General features: G+C 38.4%; 14 protein-coding genes. 2 read left to right on the plus strand and 12 right to left on the minus strand.

The features are described from left to right. Positions 1–61: 61 nt before the first annotated feature. Both PHO71_RS06785 and PHO71_RS06790 read left to right on the plus strand, forming a co-directional pair. On the plus strand, positions 62–1,573 hold the full coding sequence (locus PHO71_RS06785; RefSeq protein WP_300200934.1) for a hypothetical protein: 1,512 nt from the start codon (positions 62–64) through the stop codon (positions 1,571–1,573). Positions 1,574–1,841: 268 nt separating this feature from the next. Beyond that, entirely contained in the window at positions 1,842–3,062 is a 1,221-nt protein-coding gene (locus PHO71_RS06790) for a Gfo/Idh/MocA family oxidoreductase (protein ID WP_300200790.1), read from the plus strand. A 602-nt stretch (positions 3,063–3,664) separates the two neighbouring features. Here the strand turns inward: PHO71_RS06790 and PHO71_RS06795 are convergent. The 12 genes from PHO71_RS06795 to PHO71_RS06850 form a co-directional block, all read right to left on the minus strand. Beyond that, positions 3,665–4,498, minus strand: a complete 834-nt coding sequence (locus PHO71_RS06795; protein ID WP_300200793.1) for an AraC family transcriptional regulator — start codon at positions 4,496–4,498, stop codon at positions 3,665–3,667. Positions 4,499–4,762: 264 nt separating this feature from the next. Next, positions 4,763–5,233 carry a nucleoside deaminase gene (locus PHO71_RS06800; protein ID WP_300200935.1) on the minus strand — a complete coding sequence of 157 codons (471 nt, stop codon included), beginning with the start codon at positions 5,231–5,233 and terminating at the stop codon, positions 4,763–4,765. Positions 5,234–5,334: 101 nt separating this feature from the next. Continuing rightward, positions 5,335–6,243 (minus strand): hypothetical protein, encoded by a 909-nt coding sequence (locus PHO71_RS06805; RefSeq protein WP_300200796.1) that lies wholly within the window; start codon positions 6,241–6,243, stop codon positions 5,335–5,337. 295 nt (positions 6,244–6,538) lie between these two features. Then, the gene (locus PHO71_RS06810) at positions 6,539–7,525 is read right to left on the minus strand and encodes a Gfo/Idh/MocA family oxidoreductase (protein ID WP_300200799.1); all 987 of its coding nucleotides are present in this window, start codon (positions 7,523–7,525) and stop codon (positions 6,539–6,541) included. 90 nt (positions 7,526–7,615) lie between these two features. Next, positions 7,616–8,452 carry a transporter substrate-binding domain-containing protein gene (locus tag PHO71_RS06815; RefSeq protein ID WP_300200802.1) on the minus strand — a complete coding sequence of 279 codons (837 nt, stop codon included), beginning with the start codon at positions 8,450–8,452 and terminating at the stop codon, positions 7,616–7,618. A gap of 14 nt (positions 8,453–8,466) precedes the next feature. After that, on the minus strand, positions 8,467–10,509 hold the full coding sequence (locus PHO71_RS06820) for a putative porin (protein WP_300200805.1): 2,043 nt from the start codon (positions 10,507–10,509) through the stop codon (positions 8,467–8,469). Between the two features lie 121 nt (positions 10,510–10,630). Then, positions 10,631–11,173: a 2-oxoacid:acceptor oxidoreductase family protein gene (locus tag PHO71_RS06825; protein WP_300200808.1), complete on the minus strand. Its 543-nt coding sequence runs from the start codon at positions 11,171–11,173 to the stop codon at positions 10,631–10,633. Positions 11,174–11,193: 20 nt separating this feature from the next. Then, a complete protein-coding gene (locus PHO71_RS06830; RefSeq protein WP_300200811.1) occupies positions 11,194–11,958 on the minus strand; it encodes a thiamine pyrophosphate-dependent enzyme in 765 nt (254 codons plus the stop codon). Positions 11,959–12,151: 193 nt separating this feature from the next. After that, positions 12,152–13,234 carry a 3-methyl-2-oxobutanoate dehydrogenase subunit VorB gene (locus PHO71_RS06835; RefSeq protein WP_300200814.1) on the minus strand — a complete coding sequence of 361 codons (1,083 nt, stop codon included), beginning with the start codon at positions 13,232–13,234 and terminating at the stop codon, positions 12,152–12,154. Between the two features lie 11 nt (positions 13,235–13,245). Beyond that, entirely contained in the window at positions 13,246–13,473 is a 228-nt protein-coding gene (locus PHO71_RS06840; RefSeq protein WP_300200817.1) for a ferredoxin family protein, read from the minus strand. Between the two features lie 33 nt (positions 13,474–13,506). Beyond that, positions 13,507–13,788 carry a tol-pal system YbgF family protein gene (locus PHO71_RS06845; protein WP_300200819.1) on the minus strand — a complete coding sequence of 94 codons (282 nt, stop codon included), beginning with the start codon at positions 13,786–13,788 and terminating at the stop codon, positions 13,507–13,509. Positions 13,789–14,079: 291 nt separating this feature from the next. Further along, positions 14,080–17,547 carry a DUF1080 domain-containing protein gene (locus tag PHO71_RS06850; RefSeq protein ID WP_300200821.1) on the minus strand — a complete coding sequence of 1,156 codons (3,468 nt, stop codon included), beginning with the start codon at positions 17,545–17,547 and terminating at the stop codon, positions 14,080–14,082. Between the last annotated feature and the right edge of the window lie 6 nt (positions 17,548–17,553).

Genomic DNA, 17,553 nt, shown 5'->3' on the forward strand with positions numbered 1-17,553 from the left:
ACTTCTCTTTTGTATGGGTAGCGCGTATGCACAGCCTACTATCTATGATGCCAATCGTTGGATGGGGAGTGACTTGAATGGAACTGCACGTTTCATTGGTATGGGTGGCGCTATGGGAGCATTAGGAGGTGACATCTCAACTATGGGAACCAACCCTGCCGGAATTGGTATATATCGTAGTAATGATGTAATGCTATCTTTTGGTTTTGCCAATTTAGGCTCCAAACAATCAGCAGGCGGACCAAGTGTAGATAAATTTCGTGGCTCTTTTGATAATGCCGGATTTGTGCTCTCAACGAAGATAGGAAATTATTCCTCTTTACGCTTTGTGAATTTCGGTTTCAATTATCGCCGTACGAAATCTTTTGATAAGAATATGGTGATGAACGGAACTTTCGGAGCATCTCAAACGGAGACTATGGCAAGAATGCTGAACGAAGATGATAATGGTCAGCATGCATCATTCTTTCCAGAAACTCTCAACCGGAAAGATGCCTATACGAATCCGGATATACCTTGGCTTGGACTATTGGGATATGACGCACATTTAGCTGTTCCTGAATATATTGAAAATACAGAAAAACCGGAAGAGGGAGAAAAGTTTAATGGTTATCTTTCATATTATCAAGATGATGATAAGGTAAGACAAGCTTATACAGCTCGTGAAAGAGGAGGTCTGCATTCTTACGATTTCAATGTCTCTTTCAATTTCTATGATCGTTTTTATATGGGTGCAACTATTGGCGCATATAGTATAGACTATAAACGTACAAGCCTTTATAAAGAGGACTTTACTGATAAACAAGGTAATGAACAAGGTGGTTATGATCTGGGTAATGACTTCTGGTCAGATGGTAGTGGAGTTGATTTAAAGTTAGGATTCATCTGGCGTCCTATTGAAAGTTCTTCTTTCCGTATCGGAGGTGCAATCCATACTCCAACTTTCTATTCCATAACCGAGCGTAACCGTGCATTTATTAATTATGATTTGAATGTAGAAGGTTTAGCACCGGGGTTTGCTGAACCGGTTGATCGTAACGGTAATCCGATGGATGGTGAGTTTAAGTATCGTTTGGTAACACCGTGGAAGTTTAATTTGAATACAGGATATACATTCGGTTCTGTTGCCGCAGTAGGCTTGGAATATGAATATATGGATTACTCATCTGCTAAGATGAAAAATCCTGATGGAGAGACTCTGCAACAGACTGATGACATGAAAACAATGATGGATGGAGTTCATACGTTCCGTGCAGGAGTTGAATTTAAATTGGCTCCGGAATTTGCTTTCCGTTTGGGATATAATCATGTTACAGCTTCAATGAAGTCGAGTGCTTTTAAATATTTACAGGACAATTCAATCCGCACGGATACGGAATATGCAAATGCCGGAAGAACTAATAATTACACTTTGGGGTGTGGTTATCGCGGAGAAATGTTTTATGTAGACATGGCCTATCAATATAGTCATTACAAAGAAGATTTCTATGCTTTCTTCAATAGGCATTTGGAAGGAACACAATTAAACAATGACAATCATAAAGTAGTCCTCACTGTAGGATTACACTTTTAACAGAACAGTTTTCAATTTCTATAATAACTTTTGTGTGTAAGGAAAATCCCTGGAATGCCGAGTGTCTAAGGCATTGCCGGGGATTTGTATTTGTATTTTTTACATTGTGGAATGATCGAGTCCGATAGCCGTTTTAATATAGTTTCTTGAATAATTCAATATAGTATCATAAAATAATAATATAATTGTATTCGATCTTATTATGAATACCTATTTTTGTGTTGTAAAACATTAATAATAAAAATAATATTATTAAAATTGTAGCGATATGAAAAGAAAAGAATTTATAAAAACCTCATTAGCACTAATGATTTCGCCCTTAGTCTGTGCAGATTTGTTTTCTAGTGTAAGAACTGATGCATATAATATCAAACCTGTCCGGATCGGATTTATTGGTTGTGGAGGTCGCGGAACAAGTGTCATTTCTGAAATGTCTCGAAATAGTAATTTACACATTATTGCTCTTGCTGATCTTTTTCAGGATAAATTAGATAGAGCTTTAGAAACGGTAAACAAGTTAAATCTTGCCAAAGGACTTTCAGCAGTAAAGCCAGAAAATATATATCGAGGAGAGTCTGCCTATAAGCAATTACTAGCCAACAAAGATGTGGATGCTGTACTTATCTCTACTCCTGCTTATGCCCATCCATTTATTTTTGAAGCAGCTGTAAAAGAAAACAAACATATTTATTGTGAAAAACCTTCTGCACACGATGTGTATGGTACTCTTAAAATATTGGAATGTTCATCTGGCATATCAGATAAAAGTGTAACATTTGGATATCAGATTCGCTATGCATCTCCATTCCAAGAAATGGTAAAACGAATTCACGACGGTGCTATTGGAGATATTGTTACCGTTCAACTGTTTTATAACTCATGCGAAGTACCACAAAACAAACCGATTGGAACATCTGATGATGAATTCAGAATAAGAAACCATTTTCACTTCTTGAATCTTTCGGGAGGTATACTTAATGATCAGGCAATACATATGCTAGATGTTTGTAACTGGGTACTCGAATCAACCCCTATGTCAGCTATTGGTTTGTGCAATAAAAAAGGAAATTTAGGATTTGGTGACACCTATACAAATTATCAAATTATTTATGAATATCCTAAAAGCATAAATGTAGCCCTTCAATGTTACCAAGTCGGTCCTGAGTTTGGAGATGTAAGTGCACGTTTCATTGGAACTAAAGGATGGGCAGAAACTCACTACTCGGGCGGTGTATTTATTAAAGGTGAACATCCTTGGAAAGCGGAAAATGGGAATGGAATATTCGATGCAGACACAAACAAGGGCAAATCATTTGTCGATAGTATTCAAAGCAAGCGTTACATTAATGAAATTAAAGCAGGAACGAATTCAACTCTAACTGCATTGCTGGGAAGAGAAGCAGCTATCTCTGGCAAAAAAGTATATTGGGATGATCTAATCGCTAAAAAAGAAAATCTATCTCCAAATTTGAACCTAAAACAATTCTAGTACAATATATTTGTAAATTATGTATGTAATACAATAATATATAATCATAAAATATATATATTTTATCAATTAAAACAAGCTTTAAGCAAATACGAATATCTTTTACAACACTAATTGGGATACTTGGAGGTGGAGTGTGGAGTTTTACAGAGTGAACACAACCATTGGACTAGTCCCTAAATAAGATATAGAAGCTAAAGTCGCGGAATTGCGTAAGATGATTGATTTATGTCAAATTTTAGGTATACTTGCTATATATTCTCACTTTGGATTTAGACCTGAGTCACCGTCATCCCAAGTTTATGCGGAATTCGTTGGGGTAATGAAAAACTTAGCTTTATATGCAAAAATAGAGATATAATGATTTTTTTTGAAACAGGACAAGCAACTCCTATAACACTTATGCGAACTATAAATGACATAGATACAGACAATGTTTTATAGATTGTGATTTAGCAATATATGGTAAAGCAAGCTCACTTGATGGAGTCAAAATGTTTGGTTCACTAATCAATCTGATAATCTGAATCATCAACTTGAGCAGGCTTACTGTGATAGAAAGGTTACAGATATGAACTAATTAGGTTAGAAATGTTATGATCCTATTTTGAATTTTTAGTCCTGAACTGCTTTGGTGAGCACCCCATTTCCATAAGGAATACTCGATTGAAATAGGAAATATTATTGAATCCATTTTCATACGCAATGGTTGAAATTGAGAGATCTGTATTGTTTAATTTATCACAACAAGCATGAATGCGTAGTCGGTTAATATATTGGCTGAATGTAAGTGTCGTGTGCTTTTTAAAAAATTTGCATAGATTACTTACTGACATATTGTGCTTATTAGCAATATTTTTTAATGTTAATTCATTTTGATAGTTTTGTTGTATATAATTGAGTATTTTATTGATTCGGTTTTGTTGATCGAGGTTATAATTGATTGATGTAGTAATATTCATTATAGAATGAATTTGCTTAAACATGGTATTAAGCAGTTTTATAAAAATTATAACTTTTTCAATACCATTTGCCTTTTCTGTTTTTTCTAGAATAGATAAAATGGTTTTGTTTGGAGGGGAAAACTGTATATAGGTGTTGAGTAACTTAAATTGCTTAATAATAAATGAAAATTCGGGAAGAGTCAAGAAGGTATTGAGTATTTGTTTGGAAAATTGAACTACTGTCACACTGGCACTACTTGTTGTTGGATACCATGTATGTGAAATCATACTATTTACAAGAACAAAATCTCCATTACTATATGAATCGACTTTACCTCCAATAATTCGTTGTCCATAACCTGAATTTATGAAGACGATTTCATACTCATCATGGTGATGAACGTGAAATTGTATATCATTACCGCTAAAGTGTAAAGTTGATACACTAAACTCTGAGAGCTTGTATGATAAATCTTGATAGTCGCTTTTCATGGATATTTTAGTCTGAATAATTTAATTGCTATATATCGAGTCTTGAATTCAATTTACCTCTGTGAACAGAATAAAATAAATCCAGTAAAAAACAAATTGAGAACCTGAAAGATTACTTACCTTTTACCGTTTCATTCAAAATAAAAGCTAGCCTTAATCTTTTAGAACTCTCAGGCAATATATTTAATTATTTATCTGATTTTCTGTGACTAACTTGCGCAGACTTATTTTAGGGAGAAAAACCATACATATGAACTAATCAGGCTAATATTCTATCTTATCCTCTTTGGCACTCCATTCTTCGAAAGCTTTGATGGCTTCATTGCGTAGCAATACTTCAGAAGGGAGTTTTCTATCAGTAGGTTTTAATTCAAGTTCGTCATAGATGAATGAGTCATCGAAGCCGATATTTTTAGCATCAGTTTTATTATTGGCGTAATACATTTTATCTAATCGTGCCCAGTAGATAGCACCTAAACACATTGGACAAGGCTCACATGAAGTGTATATTTCGTAACCGTTCAAGTCGAAAGTATTGAGTTTAGCAGCAGCAGCGCGAATCGCACTTACCTCCGCGTGGGCGGTAGGATCGCAGGAAGCTGTTACACGATTTACACCAGTAGCAATAATCTCACCTTTTTTGTTTGCTATGACAGCTCCAAAGGGACCTCCTCCATTAATCACATTTTCTTTTGAAAGTTCGATCGCTTTCCGCATCAGTTCTTCTTTTGTCATCATATAAAAAATATCGTTAGTTTTACTTTATTTGTATACTTTCCTACAAATATAAAGAAAACAAACGATATTCGTATCCGGTATTTTTTCTTTTTAACTTACTACCAATACCAAGACAATCCGAAAGAGAAAGGTAAAATTTCGGGTCCTTTTCCTTTTTCAAAAAGTCCATAAGTGGCATAACGTGTATAAAATCCTAGATTGCCATAACCAGCTTGCACCAATAGATTGATTCCCACAGGACGTCCATGTAAATTCTTGTCAAATGTCTGTTTCTTGCCATTTATTTTTCCTTTAGACTTAAATCCGTGGCGGATTTCTGCTTCAGGACCAGCAGAGAAGAATATAGCCTTCCTATGGCATAGTCGTGTTTGCCATTCAATAGAGAGCGGAATGCGGAAATAGAAATAACGTAAGCGACTTTTGCTGTATTCCATTGGAATTTCACCTGATTCTCCGGGAACGATCTGAGTGACTCCGTCTATGTCACGGAAAGCATAGTTGCCATCCAAACGCATACTACGATATCCCCAGCCTAATCCGATAGCAAAGCCCCAATTCTGAGTAGGACCGAAGGAATGAGAACTAGTGAAAAGAGTACCACCTATTTCCCAAGAATGAGTGGCGTTGATACTGATTTGATCAGACTGATTGTAAGTTCCAAAATTCTCTGATACCATCATATATCCAAAATAAAGGCCGGAAAGATGGGGGGCGAAGTTATTGATATTTCTTTTCTTTCGTTTGGTAAAAGGAAGTGCATCTAGAATTGTACGGTTTTCCATACTTTTCCCATTCAAATACACTCCCTCGAATATTTGTATGTTAGACATCAGACTATCTTTACCGGATGATTTTTCGTAAAGTTTGACCTTTATTTTATCGCCTTGTTCTTTAACAACGATTTTTCGTCCATTGAGATAGAGTGTCGTATCCTGTGGATTGTTCTTCTGTTGTGCTATGATGCTCATTGGAGCAATCAACAGCAATAGCAATAATAGATGTTTCATGTCAATTGTTTTTGTAATGTATTTATTCTTTTTTCATAAATAGCATAGTTACCAGATCGTCTGCATCCAACTCTCCTTCGATATAGATCAGAGTAGCAGATCCTTTTTTTCCTGTTTTAAAAAGGATAAAACGGTTGATATATTTACACAGATAAGACGCCGGAGAATGAAAAACGTGACATCAGGAAATGATTTATTTTGTATTTCTATCAAAAAACACTGGCTGATTGCTGTGGTATGGCAAGGCAGCTGGTGCTTAAATATCGATCGTATGAGATTTTTTGAGAGAATATTATTAAAGTTTTCCGAGTATTTTGTCCATTACCCAGTTGGTTAGGGTTGCACTTTGACCGTCACAGGAACAGACGGATTTGCCTAATAGATGATCGACTACGGCTTGGATCAGTGGCTGTTGTACGTGTTCAGGATTACCGATACAGAATTCTTCACGTCCGTGTTCGGTATGCAAAGCAATTGGCTCATAAGTAAACACAGAGAAACAAATCATCCCCTTGTCTCCAATAATCTCAATACGGTCTTCACGGGCAGAATCATGTGCTACAAAACACCAGGAACCGCTTCCTACCAGTCCGTTATCAAATTGAAAGCAGGCACTTAAGGTATCTTCAGCCGGATAAAGTCCCCCACGGTTACTTTTATAACCGTTAGCCTCAAGGATACAACCGAACATATCTTGTAGTAAATCAATCTGGTGAGGGGCAAGATCGTAGAAATAACCTCCTCCCGCAATATCTGCTTGTACACGCCAAGGCAGGTTGCCACGGTTATAGTCCAGATCACGTGGTGGTTGTGCAAAACGGATTTGTACATTGATGACATTGCCAATAGCACCATTTTCTACTAATTCTTTTACTTTTTGGAAGTAGGGGAGGTATCTACGATAATAAGCAACGAAACAAGGTACACCAGTTTCTTGCGAAATACGATTGATGCGTGTACATTCTTCGTAAGTTTGTGCCATAGGTTTTTCAATATAAGCAGGCTTACCTGCTTTCATGGCCATGATGGCATAGGTAGCGTGTGAAGAAGGGGGAGTGGCGATATAGATAGCGTTTACCTCAGGATCATCAATCAGCTCTTGTGCATCGTCATACCATTTTTTAATCCCTCTCTCTTTGGCGTAGGCTTTAGCTTTTGCACCCTCGCGGCTCATCACAGCTATGACTTCCGAATGTTCTACTTTCTGAAAAGCCGGACCACTTTTAGTCTTAGTTACTTCTCCACAGCCAATAAAGCCCCATTTGATAATCTTTTCACTCATATATACCTATTCTGTTTTATATCTGAAAAGCAAAGATAGAGCTAATTTTTGGCAAGAGCAACTTATAAATAGCTTTTAATCTGTATGAAATTATTGTTTGTAGTACTTATGATAGATTTCCTGATATTCTTTTTCTTTCTGAAATTTATCTAACCAGGCATTCAAACTATCTAATAATATAGGTGATTGTTTGCTTACAGCCCACGAGTAGAATTGAGTGAAACTGATATCGGTATGAATATCTATCTGTGGCAATGAATCGATTACAGCTTCAGCTATACTTTCATCACAGACAAGATAATCTATGTCCCCATGGGCAACCATTGATATGAGTTGCTCCGGACCATATCTCTCTATTTCTTTAACATAAATAGTGTCACCAATTTCATTTCCCAAGTTACGAATACGGAGAATAGAAGGAGAACCTTTAACTATATGCAGGGTGCGACCAGCCAGATCCAATTGGTTTCTAATGTAAAGTGAATCATTCTCTTCACTTTCTTTCCGTTGTACAAGTACTTGTTTGTTGAGTATGATAGGAGAGGTGAGCAGAAGAGAATCTTTAAACTCACTGGTTGCTAATATTCCATAAGCTATCACATCGTAACGTCCTTCACTTAGTCCTTTCAAGCGTTCCTCGAAACTCATTTCAGGAGTAATCTCAGCTTTCAATCCTTTATCACGTGCGAAGGCTTGTATTAATTCATAATTGAAACCGGAAACGGTATCTCCGTCTACATAGAAACTGATGGAGTTATACTCGGTAGCTACACGCAAAACTCCATCTTTTATAATGGCATCATAATCACGTGGATGCCCTATATGCTTATCTTGTTTGCCACAGTACCGAAAAGCGAATATGATTGCTGATATAATAACAACCGGGAATAGATATTTATAAATTTTCGATTTCACTTTTGATTCCATAAGCAATATAAAAATTAATCATAGAAATTCCATGAAAGACCAAACTTAAGCACCCGTGGATTGATCGGGTAATGAGGAGCTAAAAAATAGTCTGCTTTACTTATACCTTGGTTTACATGATACATCATTACATAGAAACGAGTACGTTTCAAGTGTAAGTTCGCATATACATTTACGATTGGATAACCGCCAATTTTCACCCGGTCATTTTCCGGTTGCAGATAGAACTGCTCAGTAGCGGGCATATATGCCGGAGCATAATATTTAGTAAAGTAACGCACATCAGCACCCAATTGCACACTTAGCACTTTTTTAGCCAATTTGAACTGCATATAAAAGTTGTGGTATAATGAAAGATCAGGTAGAGGAAGTACAACTTGGTCACTGGACTTCTGCCAAACAACCTCATTGTCCAAGTGGAAAATGCCTAATTTGAAGTCTTGATTAAAACGGGCTGAAACAACTTGTAAACTTCCGCTCTTTTGAGCCGGCAATGCTTGTTGGTTGAAATAGGTAAAGTTCTTAATATTCTCAACTCCGCCACTCAAGCGAGTTCTCCAACGAGCGATGCTTAATTCTCCTTCAATTCGGGTACGGAATTCTTTAGCCATATCATCATCCCACCAGAAATGTTTGGAATGATAATGCCGCATATAGAATGGTGCCATCTGATTACTGACTTCACCGCGTGCCACCAAGCTTACGGTATCTTTCCATAATGGGACATTCAGGTCAAGATCTCCTTTTACATTGAATTGTCCGATTGCAGTGCCTGCAAGTCCCACTTCACCTATGGCGTGGTAATGGAGAAAATTACCTTCACGTTTGGACAATTCACCGCCTACAAAGACCTCATTTTCTTTATAATGGTCGGGTTTTAAGCCCTCGAGATTCATTAATGAGTACTTGCTCAACTTGTATGAGGCAAATGCAGTCAATCCTGCTTTAGCATATTTATTGAAGCCTTCCAATAAAGCAATACCTACTGTGTTTTTCACTCCAATATATATCGTACTATCTCTTACAATCGGGTCATCCTGTTCTAAGAAAGTATTCTGATAATAGTCTTTTACGTTATCTTTCGACCGGAAATTATGTCGTGACCGCTCTACTTGAAAGGTGTGTATAAAGCTTGTAACCGGAACAAATTCTTGTTTAGTAGGAGTTGTATCATTTTCTGCCTTAGGAATGTCACGCCGAAATCCTAAGTTATATCTTTGATTCATAAAGACATAAAAATCATGATTACGGTTTGCACTGGCATTCAGTACGGTAGGTATATTCGTTGATTCGTATTCCCTGGTTCCATTTGCTATATCTTCGGGAGCAGTAATGTAACGGTCGTCTGTGATACCTCCATTTTCATTTGTTTTTAGGTAGTTATTGCTGTATATTGCCTGTACCTGATAACGGTCGCTGATATAGCTACCAAAGAAAGCTGCATTAAAGTAAGAAGTCCCTTGGTTATTATAATATCCCCGTCCATATAAATAATCAATATTAAAACCGAATGCCAGTTTCTTGTTTACGTTTACAGAAAAATAGGATTTAAAACGTTCTTCTCCATTCACTTTATTACCCGCCTTGTGATACGTCAGATTGGTGTAGGGCACGTTACTATTCGTGAAGTTAAATTCAGTGGGGCGAATAAAGAAGCTTGAGAAAGGCTCCATGAAAATGGTGGGTTCCGGATAACGGCGGTCAAAGAAGATACGCGATAAACGGGGGGAGCCCATATTGGCCAGATAATTATAATGACCTGTGATTCCTTCTGTGAGGTTTGTATTTTGGAAGTGGTGATAAGCCGTATCTGCCGGAATCATAATCCGGTCACCCAGTTCATTCTTGATACGCCACATATAAAGTTTAGGAGGTAAGCTTTGTACCTCTACGTTTGCACTGTCCAGTTTATCCGGAAGCATGGCCGGGTCAATCTGATTACCGTATTGGTCACGACCGTTTTCGTCATATTGTCGGTTGCCTGAGTTGAACTGTGCATGAACAGTAGTCAAGCCTATAACGAAAAGTAATATATATATAAGTAAAATTCGTCTCATAATTGGAGGCAAAGATACTTACTTTAATTGATTTAATGATAATGGATAATTGAAAATAATGTTGCATCCGCAATCTGCGTAGCTAATAATTATCAATTATCCATAATCCATTATTCATTAATTAAACTTCACGAATGAGTTCCATACCTTTCTTGATGGCTACTTCATTCATCGGAATCAAGTGATGGTGCCTTTCCGGAAGAGTTTTCTTCAATCCTTTGATTACACTATCCAATGTTACCATAGGGAGAAGCTTAAGTAAACCACCAAGTACAATCATATTGAATGCTTTGGCGTTGTTCATTTCGTTGGCTGCATCCATAGCATCAATACGGTATACTTTAATATCTTTGCGGGTAGGAGGGTTGATAATTCCATATCCGTCATAAATTAAGATACCACCCGGTTTTACTTTGCTTTCAAATTTCTCGAGTGAGGGCTGGTTCAGTATGATAGCTGCATCGTATTTACTTAGAATAGGAGACGATATTTTGTCATCACTTACAATTACTGTAACATTGGCTGTTCCACCTCGTTGTTCTGGACCGTACGCTGGCATCCAGCTAACTTCTTTGCCTTCCATCAGTCCGGAATAAGCCAAAATCTTACCCATAGACAATACGCCTTGTCCACCGAATCCTGCTATAATAATTTCTTCTTTCATTGCTCTGCTGACTTTAAGCGTTATTCTTTATCTTTTAAATCACCCAGCGGATAAAATGGGAACATATGCTCTTCCATCCATTTATTCGCTTTTTCCGGTGTCATTTTCCAACCGGAGCTACAAGTAGACACAATTTCTACAAGGTTAGATCCTTTACCGTTCATTGAATTTTCAAAAGCCTTGCGGATCGCTTTTTTTGCTTTACGGATAGCAGGAACTGATTGTACCGACTGACGAGTAACATAAGCTGTACCTTCCAGTTGAGCTGCAATTTCTGTAATTTTCAGTGGGTAACCATGTAACTCTACATCACGTCCGTAGGGACAAGTAGAACTTTTCATTCCAACCAATGTAGTAGGTGCCATCTGACCACCGGTCATACCGTAGATAGCATTGTTGATAAAGATAATAGTAATATTTTCGCCTCTATTCAGAGCGTGAATTGTTTCGGCAGTACCAATACAAGCCAAGTCGCCATCACCCTGATAAGTGAATACAAGTCGGTCAGGCCATAAGCGTTTGATGGCTGTAGCCAATGCAGGTGCACGTCCGTGCGCTGCTTCTTGCCAGTCAATATCCAAATAGTTGTAGATGAAGACTGCACATCCTACCGGTGAGATACCGATAGTTTTATCTTCCATACCCATTTCCTCAATAACCTCGGCAATGAGCTTATGTACCACGCCATGACTGCAACCCGGACAGTAGTGCATGGAATTATTGTTCATCAGAGTCGGTTTCTTATAAACCAGATTCTCGGGCTTGATTATTTCTTCTTTAATCATAACTTCTTCTCCTTATCTGTTGGTGAACCGTATAAAAAACTCCATTATCTTCACGAATACAGCCGTGCCACATACGTAGATAAATAATTTAAAGTCGTCTCTTGCTACAAAGTAGATAATTACAGCTGCTATAGCCAGAATAATAAAGACGATGTTTAGTACGTTTCTTATTTTATCGGGATTCATCGTTTCGTTATTTGATTAGTTTTTCTACCAGTGCTTCTACAATTTCGTCCGGATCGGGAACAATACCGCCGAGACGTCCGAAATGTTCGACTTTAATTTTACCGTTTACTGCCAAGCGGACATCTTCAATCATCTGTCCGGCATTCAGTTCCGTAACGAGCATACCTTTTACTTTATCGGCATAAGCTGCAATTGCCTTAGTCGGGAAAGGCCATAATGTAATAGGACGTAGAATACCTACTTTAATTCCTTTCTCACGTGCAAGTTCCATTGCTTTCTGACCGATACGTGCCATTGAACCAAAAGCGATAATCAAGTACTCTGCATCTTCACAGTCAATTTCTTCAAAACGTACTTCATTCTCTTCAATTTCACGATATTTAGCTTGGAAACGAAGATTGTTTACTTCCATTGCTTCCGGTTTTAGTTCGAGAGAAGTAATGATGTTTGGCTTACGACCTTTTGTTTTTCCGGTAGATGCCCAAGGACATTGTTCGATTACTTCAGCCTCGGTACGACGTGGCTTTTGAGCCGGAAGAACCACTTTTTCCATCATTTGTCCGATAACTCCATCAGCAAGAATGATAGCTGGATTACGATATTTAAATGCAAGTTCAAAGCCGAGACTTACGAAATCAGCCATTTCTTGTACAGAGGCCGGTGCAAAAGCAATTAATTTATAGTCACCGTGACCACCACCTTTTACAGTCTGGAAATAATCAGCTTGGCTTGGTTGGATCGTTCCCAAACCGGGACCTCCACGCATTACGTTTACAATCAAACAGGGGAGTTCCGCTCCTGCGAGATAAGAAATCCCTTCTTGTTTCAAGCTTACACCGGGGCTGGACGAGGAAGTTATTACCATTTTCCCACTTCCTGCACCCCCATATACCATATTGATAGCTGCTACTTCACTTTCTGCCTGGAGTACTACCATTCCGGTAGTTTCCCACGGTTTCAGTTCGGCAAGTGTTTCCAGCACTTCTGATTGAGGAGTAATAGGATAACCGAAGTACCCGTCCGCACCGCAACGGATAGCTGCATGTGCGATGGCTTCGTTACCTTTCATTAATACAACTTCTTCTGCCATATTCGTTTCTTTTATTCACATTTAACTTTATACACTGAGATACATCCGTCCGGACAGACTGTTGCACAAGAACTGCATCCGTTACAGGTATCTTCTTTCACTTGATAGGCATAGTTATAGCCTTTCATATTCACCTCTTTATTGAGGGAAATTACATCGAGCGGGCACGCTACCACACATAAGTTGCATCCTTTGCAACGTTCTGTATCGACTACGATTGCTCCTTTGATTTTTGCCATAATCTTTATTTTATTACGTTATCTTTATTTCAATTATTGATTGTACATATCTTTGTGATAGAAATTCAGGATATCTATCGCCATTTTTCGAGCTTGTACGGCAGGACTGTCGGGGTTAAGATCGATGGCATGTTGGTAGTTATCCAAAGCCTGTTTCCAATCTCCTTTTTTTCGGTAAGCATTTCCCCGCAGATAGTAAATAGCATCCTTCTCTTGTTCGACAGAAATATCTTGGAGGAGTTGGTTCAATTGCTCTATTGCTTTATCCACATCTCCCCGATTAATAAGCTCTTTTAGATTATCTATTTGCTCCATTATTTTCTTATTTCGGGATTCTGACTCGCAAAGATAGCTTTTATTTGAATAAAGATGGTAAATAAAGGTGGAAATTTGCACCCTTTTGTTTTTATTGGAACAAAAAAGGAAGAAGTTTTTTGTAAGGGACCCATTGTTTGTGATATGAATTATGAAATGCGAAAAAAACGCGGATCATCACAGATTTATATAATTTTAATCTGTGAAAACCCGCGTTAATTCGCATTCTAAATCTAGCAAAATAAAGCTTTTACTATCGCTTTACAATTGGCTATGAAATGAGAATAATTGTTATTTCAGTTCTTTGATACGGATATTTCGGAACTTGACCGGAGATCCATGTCCCAAGAAGCCGATATGACCTTTTGGATTGAAAAGTCCCGGATGTTTCTGATGATCGGCAGTACCATTCTTAGTTGCTTCCCGAATATTGCCTTCTGTAATCACAATGCCATTTACTGTTACACGGATATTGTCACCATCCGCGACAATTTCTTCCGTATTCCATTCACCAACAGGTTTGAAGATACTTTGATGATCTGGTTTTGCCGGAATTATACCGTAAACGGAACCATGATGTTGCAGAGGAGTAATGTCCTTATAAATAGGATGTTCGCAATCCAATACCTGAATTTCCATTCCATTATAGGCAGCATCTACTCCCATCGGAGTACGTATGCCTACACCATTGTTTGCACCGGGAGTCAATTGGAATTCGAATCGGAATACAAAGTTTCCATATTCATTCTTCGTATATAAATTTCCACCGGAACTTTTGCTCGGAACCAAAGATATACAGTTGTTATTTAAAGTGTAATCAACAGTATTGCCTGTCCACTCGTGCATATTGGTTCCATCAAACAATATTTTGAATCCTTCTTTTTCTTCCTCAGCAGAAAGTTTGAACGGTTCCTGACGCTCTAGCTCTTTTACGTAGATATTACGGTAATATACCTTGCTACCATGTGCCTGTAATTCAATTTGTTCGATAGGGAAGATCGGTGATTTACGGTCCCAATAGTTTTCAAGAATCACGTTGTTTACCACCTTTTCTCCATTCAATACAACCGTAACACGGTCGCCTACCATTTTAATATAGAAACTGTTCCATTCACCCAGCTTATTGTCTGCAACTTTTGATGGCTTACTTAGGTTTACTTGGTTGTTATATAAACCGCCGGAACCTACTTGTGCACCTACATTGGTACGTGCAGTATCCCATATTTGCACTTGAGGAGTACCACGTAAATAAATGCCAGCATCTGCTTCAGGACCTGCCGGATCAAGCATCCAGTCTACATACATTTCAAAGTCACCGTATTGTTTTTCTGTACATAGGTTGTCGCCTTTACCTTCGAATACCAATACTCCATCTTCTACTTTCCAACCTTTGCGCATTATCTCATCAGCTTTCTTCTGTGCTTCTGCCAACTGTGCTGGTTTCATCTTAGCCCGAGCAATTGGGTTTTCTACCAATCCTTTCCATCCGGTCAGATCTTTGCCATTGAAGATGGATAAGAAACCTTCACCTTGAGGCATTTCTGCTAAATGCTTCTTGATAGCCTCTTTTTGATAACGTGCATCCGGATTGTCCAGTACTTCCAATACTTTGTTTAGTAAATCGCGGACATTGGTTCCTATATATTCTTTGTTGCCTAAAGCAATGTTCATGACAGCATTGGCTGCTGCTTGCTGTACCGGTTTCTGATCTAGGAATTTGCCCGCGTACAACATACCGAGGAAGGTATTGGTCTTTTCTATCTGTTTCAGAATAGCTTTTTTCTGTGCATCTGTCTGGGCAATATCCATAGCCTTACATAGACTTAAAAGGCGTCTTTCACCTGTAAATGAAGGGTTAGATACCAATTTTGTATAAGTAGTGAGTCCCGGCTCGAAATATTTAGAAGACGGATTCAGCTTACAAATATTATACAACTCTTCAGCTACTTGATTGTCTTTCCAATTCAGTAGGGCTTCAAAAGCAGCATCTTGTTTGGCTCCTGTATTTGTATGGAAGCCTTTCACGATGGTTGCTAACACTTCCGGCTGATTAGTAGAGGATAATACCAGATAGTAAAGATACTCTTTATCACCAGCTTGTGACATACGGCTGGTAACAATCTTAACCTGTTCTTTTGGCGGCAGAGAAGAAATAGCAGAAATCACCGCGCGTTGCATAGCCGGAATGGTTTGCTCATCGGCGTTTTCTAACATTTTACACATTGTATCAATGTCTTTATTGCTTACTACATTTTTTAGTGTTGCATAGCCTACCTTCTTCACTTCGGGAGAACCGGATTGTATTTGTTCTAATACAGTTTTTAAATTATTGCTAGCTTTACGCATAGCCAATAACTCAAGTCCGGCAATCTTTCCGGCATCGGTAGAAGAAGGGATAACTTCTGCTACTGCATCGTTAATATTTCCCGGGAACGCGACTAAAGCGTCTTGACCTAATAACACAATCTGTTTGTCGTTATCCTTTAATAATGCTGCGATAGAAGGAATACATGACTGATCTCCAATCTTTACCAATGCCCAAGTGGCTGCTTGTTTTACATTAAAGTCATTATTAGTCAGTTCATCCAATATAATCTGTTGAGCGGTAAGTCCCGAACGGATTTCCAGATTTTGAAGAATGTCATGCTTAGCCGTCTTTTTAGCTTCACGTCCTATCCAGCTCAAAATATCTGTTTTCAGTTCTGGTTTAGCTTTTTCCATTACTTTCACCAGCTTGATATATAAATCTTTGTCAGCATATTCTGAGGCATACTTCAAAGCTGCATTCCGATAGCTTCTGCTTGGGCTTTTCATCGCCGTCAGAATTAATTTAGTCGCATTTGCACTGTTTTGTCCTGCTAGTTCAGCAAGCAGCAGAGTTTGCAAAGCGGCTTCACGTGTCTGTTCTTGTCCCGCTTTCGTTGCGTCTTTTTGTAACTTCTGGGCAGCTTTCGTCACCTCTTTTAGATACCCTTCCCCGATTAGGCGGTTAAGTAATCTAAGGTAGGCATCATTAGCTCCCTCCTTTTTCATGGTGTAACCATCTTTAGCGGCAGCGCTAGCCAGAACGTCTAATGAATTAAGGCCTCCTACCTGACTTAATGCGTACAATAATTCTGATTGTATCTCCGGATTAGAAGTCGCTAACAATGTTTTTAAAAGTTCTTCAGTGTCTGTTACTCGTGCGTCTCCAATTGCCTGAATAATATTTTTTTGCGTTTTAGGTGAACCGGCACGGCTTTTTAAAGCAGCAGTCAGTGCCAATCCAGCTTGAGGGGTTCCGATAGAAGCTAATGCACAAGCAGCAGGGCTACTTAATGATTCATCATTCAGATACGCGGCAAGGGCATCTACACATTCGTCTTTTCCTAATACCTGAAGCTGACGAATGATGAATGCTTTAATTTCGCGTTCATTCGTCTTATCCAAGGCTTTTAAATAAGCATTAGCTACAACCAGACGGGCATTCTCTTCCCCTTTTGCCATGACGTAATGACTCAAACCGCTCAAGGCATAATCTACGTTTGAGTTGCTATCTTTACCCGGTGGATTGATCCTGTCTATTAGCATCAAGACTCCTTCTTCACCGGTAGAAGTCAGATCTTTTATAAGTTTATTGTACTCTGCTTGTTTTGCCACGGGCATTTGAACCAATACATCGGCAATGATCGTTTTTGCCGTACGATTGGCCGGAGATTGTGCCATTAGCATACTTCCGCATAATAACAAGGTTGCTATTGATATATATACTTTCTTCATGTGTTT

This window comes from Bacteroides sp. (assembly GCF_028690125.1).
Taxonomy (GTDB): Bacteria; Bacteroidota; Bacteroidia; order Bacteroidales; family Bacteroidaceae; genus Bacteroides.

What these genes read in the sequence shown, in the direction of transcription:
- PHO71_RS06790 (WP_300200790.1), top strand. Translation starts at nt 1,842, where the DNA reads ATGAAAAGAAAAGAATTTATAAAAACCTCATTAGCACTAATGATTTCG.
- PHO71_RS06810 (WP_300200799.1), bottom strand. Translation starts at nt 7,525, where the DNA reads ATGAGTGAAAAGATTATCAAATGGGGCTTTATTGGCTGTGGAGAAGTA.
- PHO71_RS06795 (WP_300200793.1), bottom strand. Translation starts at nt 4,498, where the DNA reads ATGAAAAGCGACTATCAAGATTTATCATACAAGCTCTCAGAGTTTAGT.
- PHO71_RS06805 (WP_300200796.1), bottom strand. Translation starts at nt 6,243, where the DNA reads ATGAAACATCTATTATTGCTATTGCTGTTGATTGCTCCAATGAGCATC.
- PHO71_RS06850 (WP_300200821.1), bottom strand. Translation starts at nt 17,547, where the DNA reads ATGAAGAAAGTATATATATCAATAGCAACCTTGTTATTATGCGGAAGT.
- PHO71_RS06835 (WP_300200814.1), bottom strand. Translation starts at nt 13,234, where the DNA reads ATGGCAGAAGAAGTTGTATTAATGAAAGGTAACGAAGCCATCGCACAT.
- PHO71_RS06785 (WP_300200934.1), top strand. Translation starts at nt 62, where the DNA reads ATGGGGAGTGACTTGAATGGAACTGCACGTTTCATTGGTATGGGTGGC.
- PHO71_RS06820 (WP_300200805.1), bottom strand. Translation starts at nt 10,509, where the DNA reads ATGAGACGAATTTTACTTATATATATATTACTTTTCGTTATAGGCTTG.
- PHO71_RS06830 (WP_300200811.1), bottom strand. Translation starts at nt 11,958, where the DNA reads ATGATTAAAGAAGAAATAATCAAGCCCGAGAATCTGGTTTATAAGAAA.
- PHO71_RS06815 (WP_300200802.1), bottom strand. Translation starts at nt 8,452, where the DNA reads ATGGAATCAAAAGTGAAATCGAAAATTTATAAATATCTATTCCCGGTT.
- PHO71_RS06825 (WP_300200808.1), bottom strand. Translation starts at nt 11,173, where the DNA reads ATGAAAGAAGAAATTATTATAGCAGGATTCGGTGGACAAGGCGTATTG.
- PHO71_RS06840 (WP_300200817.1), bottom strand. Translation starts at nt 13,473, where the DNA reads ATGGCAAAAATCAAAGGAGCAATCGTAGTCGATACAGAACGTTGCAAA.
- PHO71_RS06845 (WP_300200819.1), bottom strand. Translation starts at nt 13,788, where the DNA reads ATGGAGCAAATAGATAATCTAAAAGAGCTTATTAATCGGGGAGATGTG.
- PHO71_RS06800 (WP_300200935.1), bottom strand. Translation starts at nt 5,233, where the DNA reads ATGACAAAAGAAGAACTGATGCGGAAAGCGATCGAACTTTCAAAAGAA.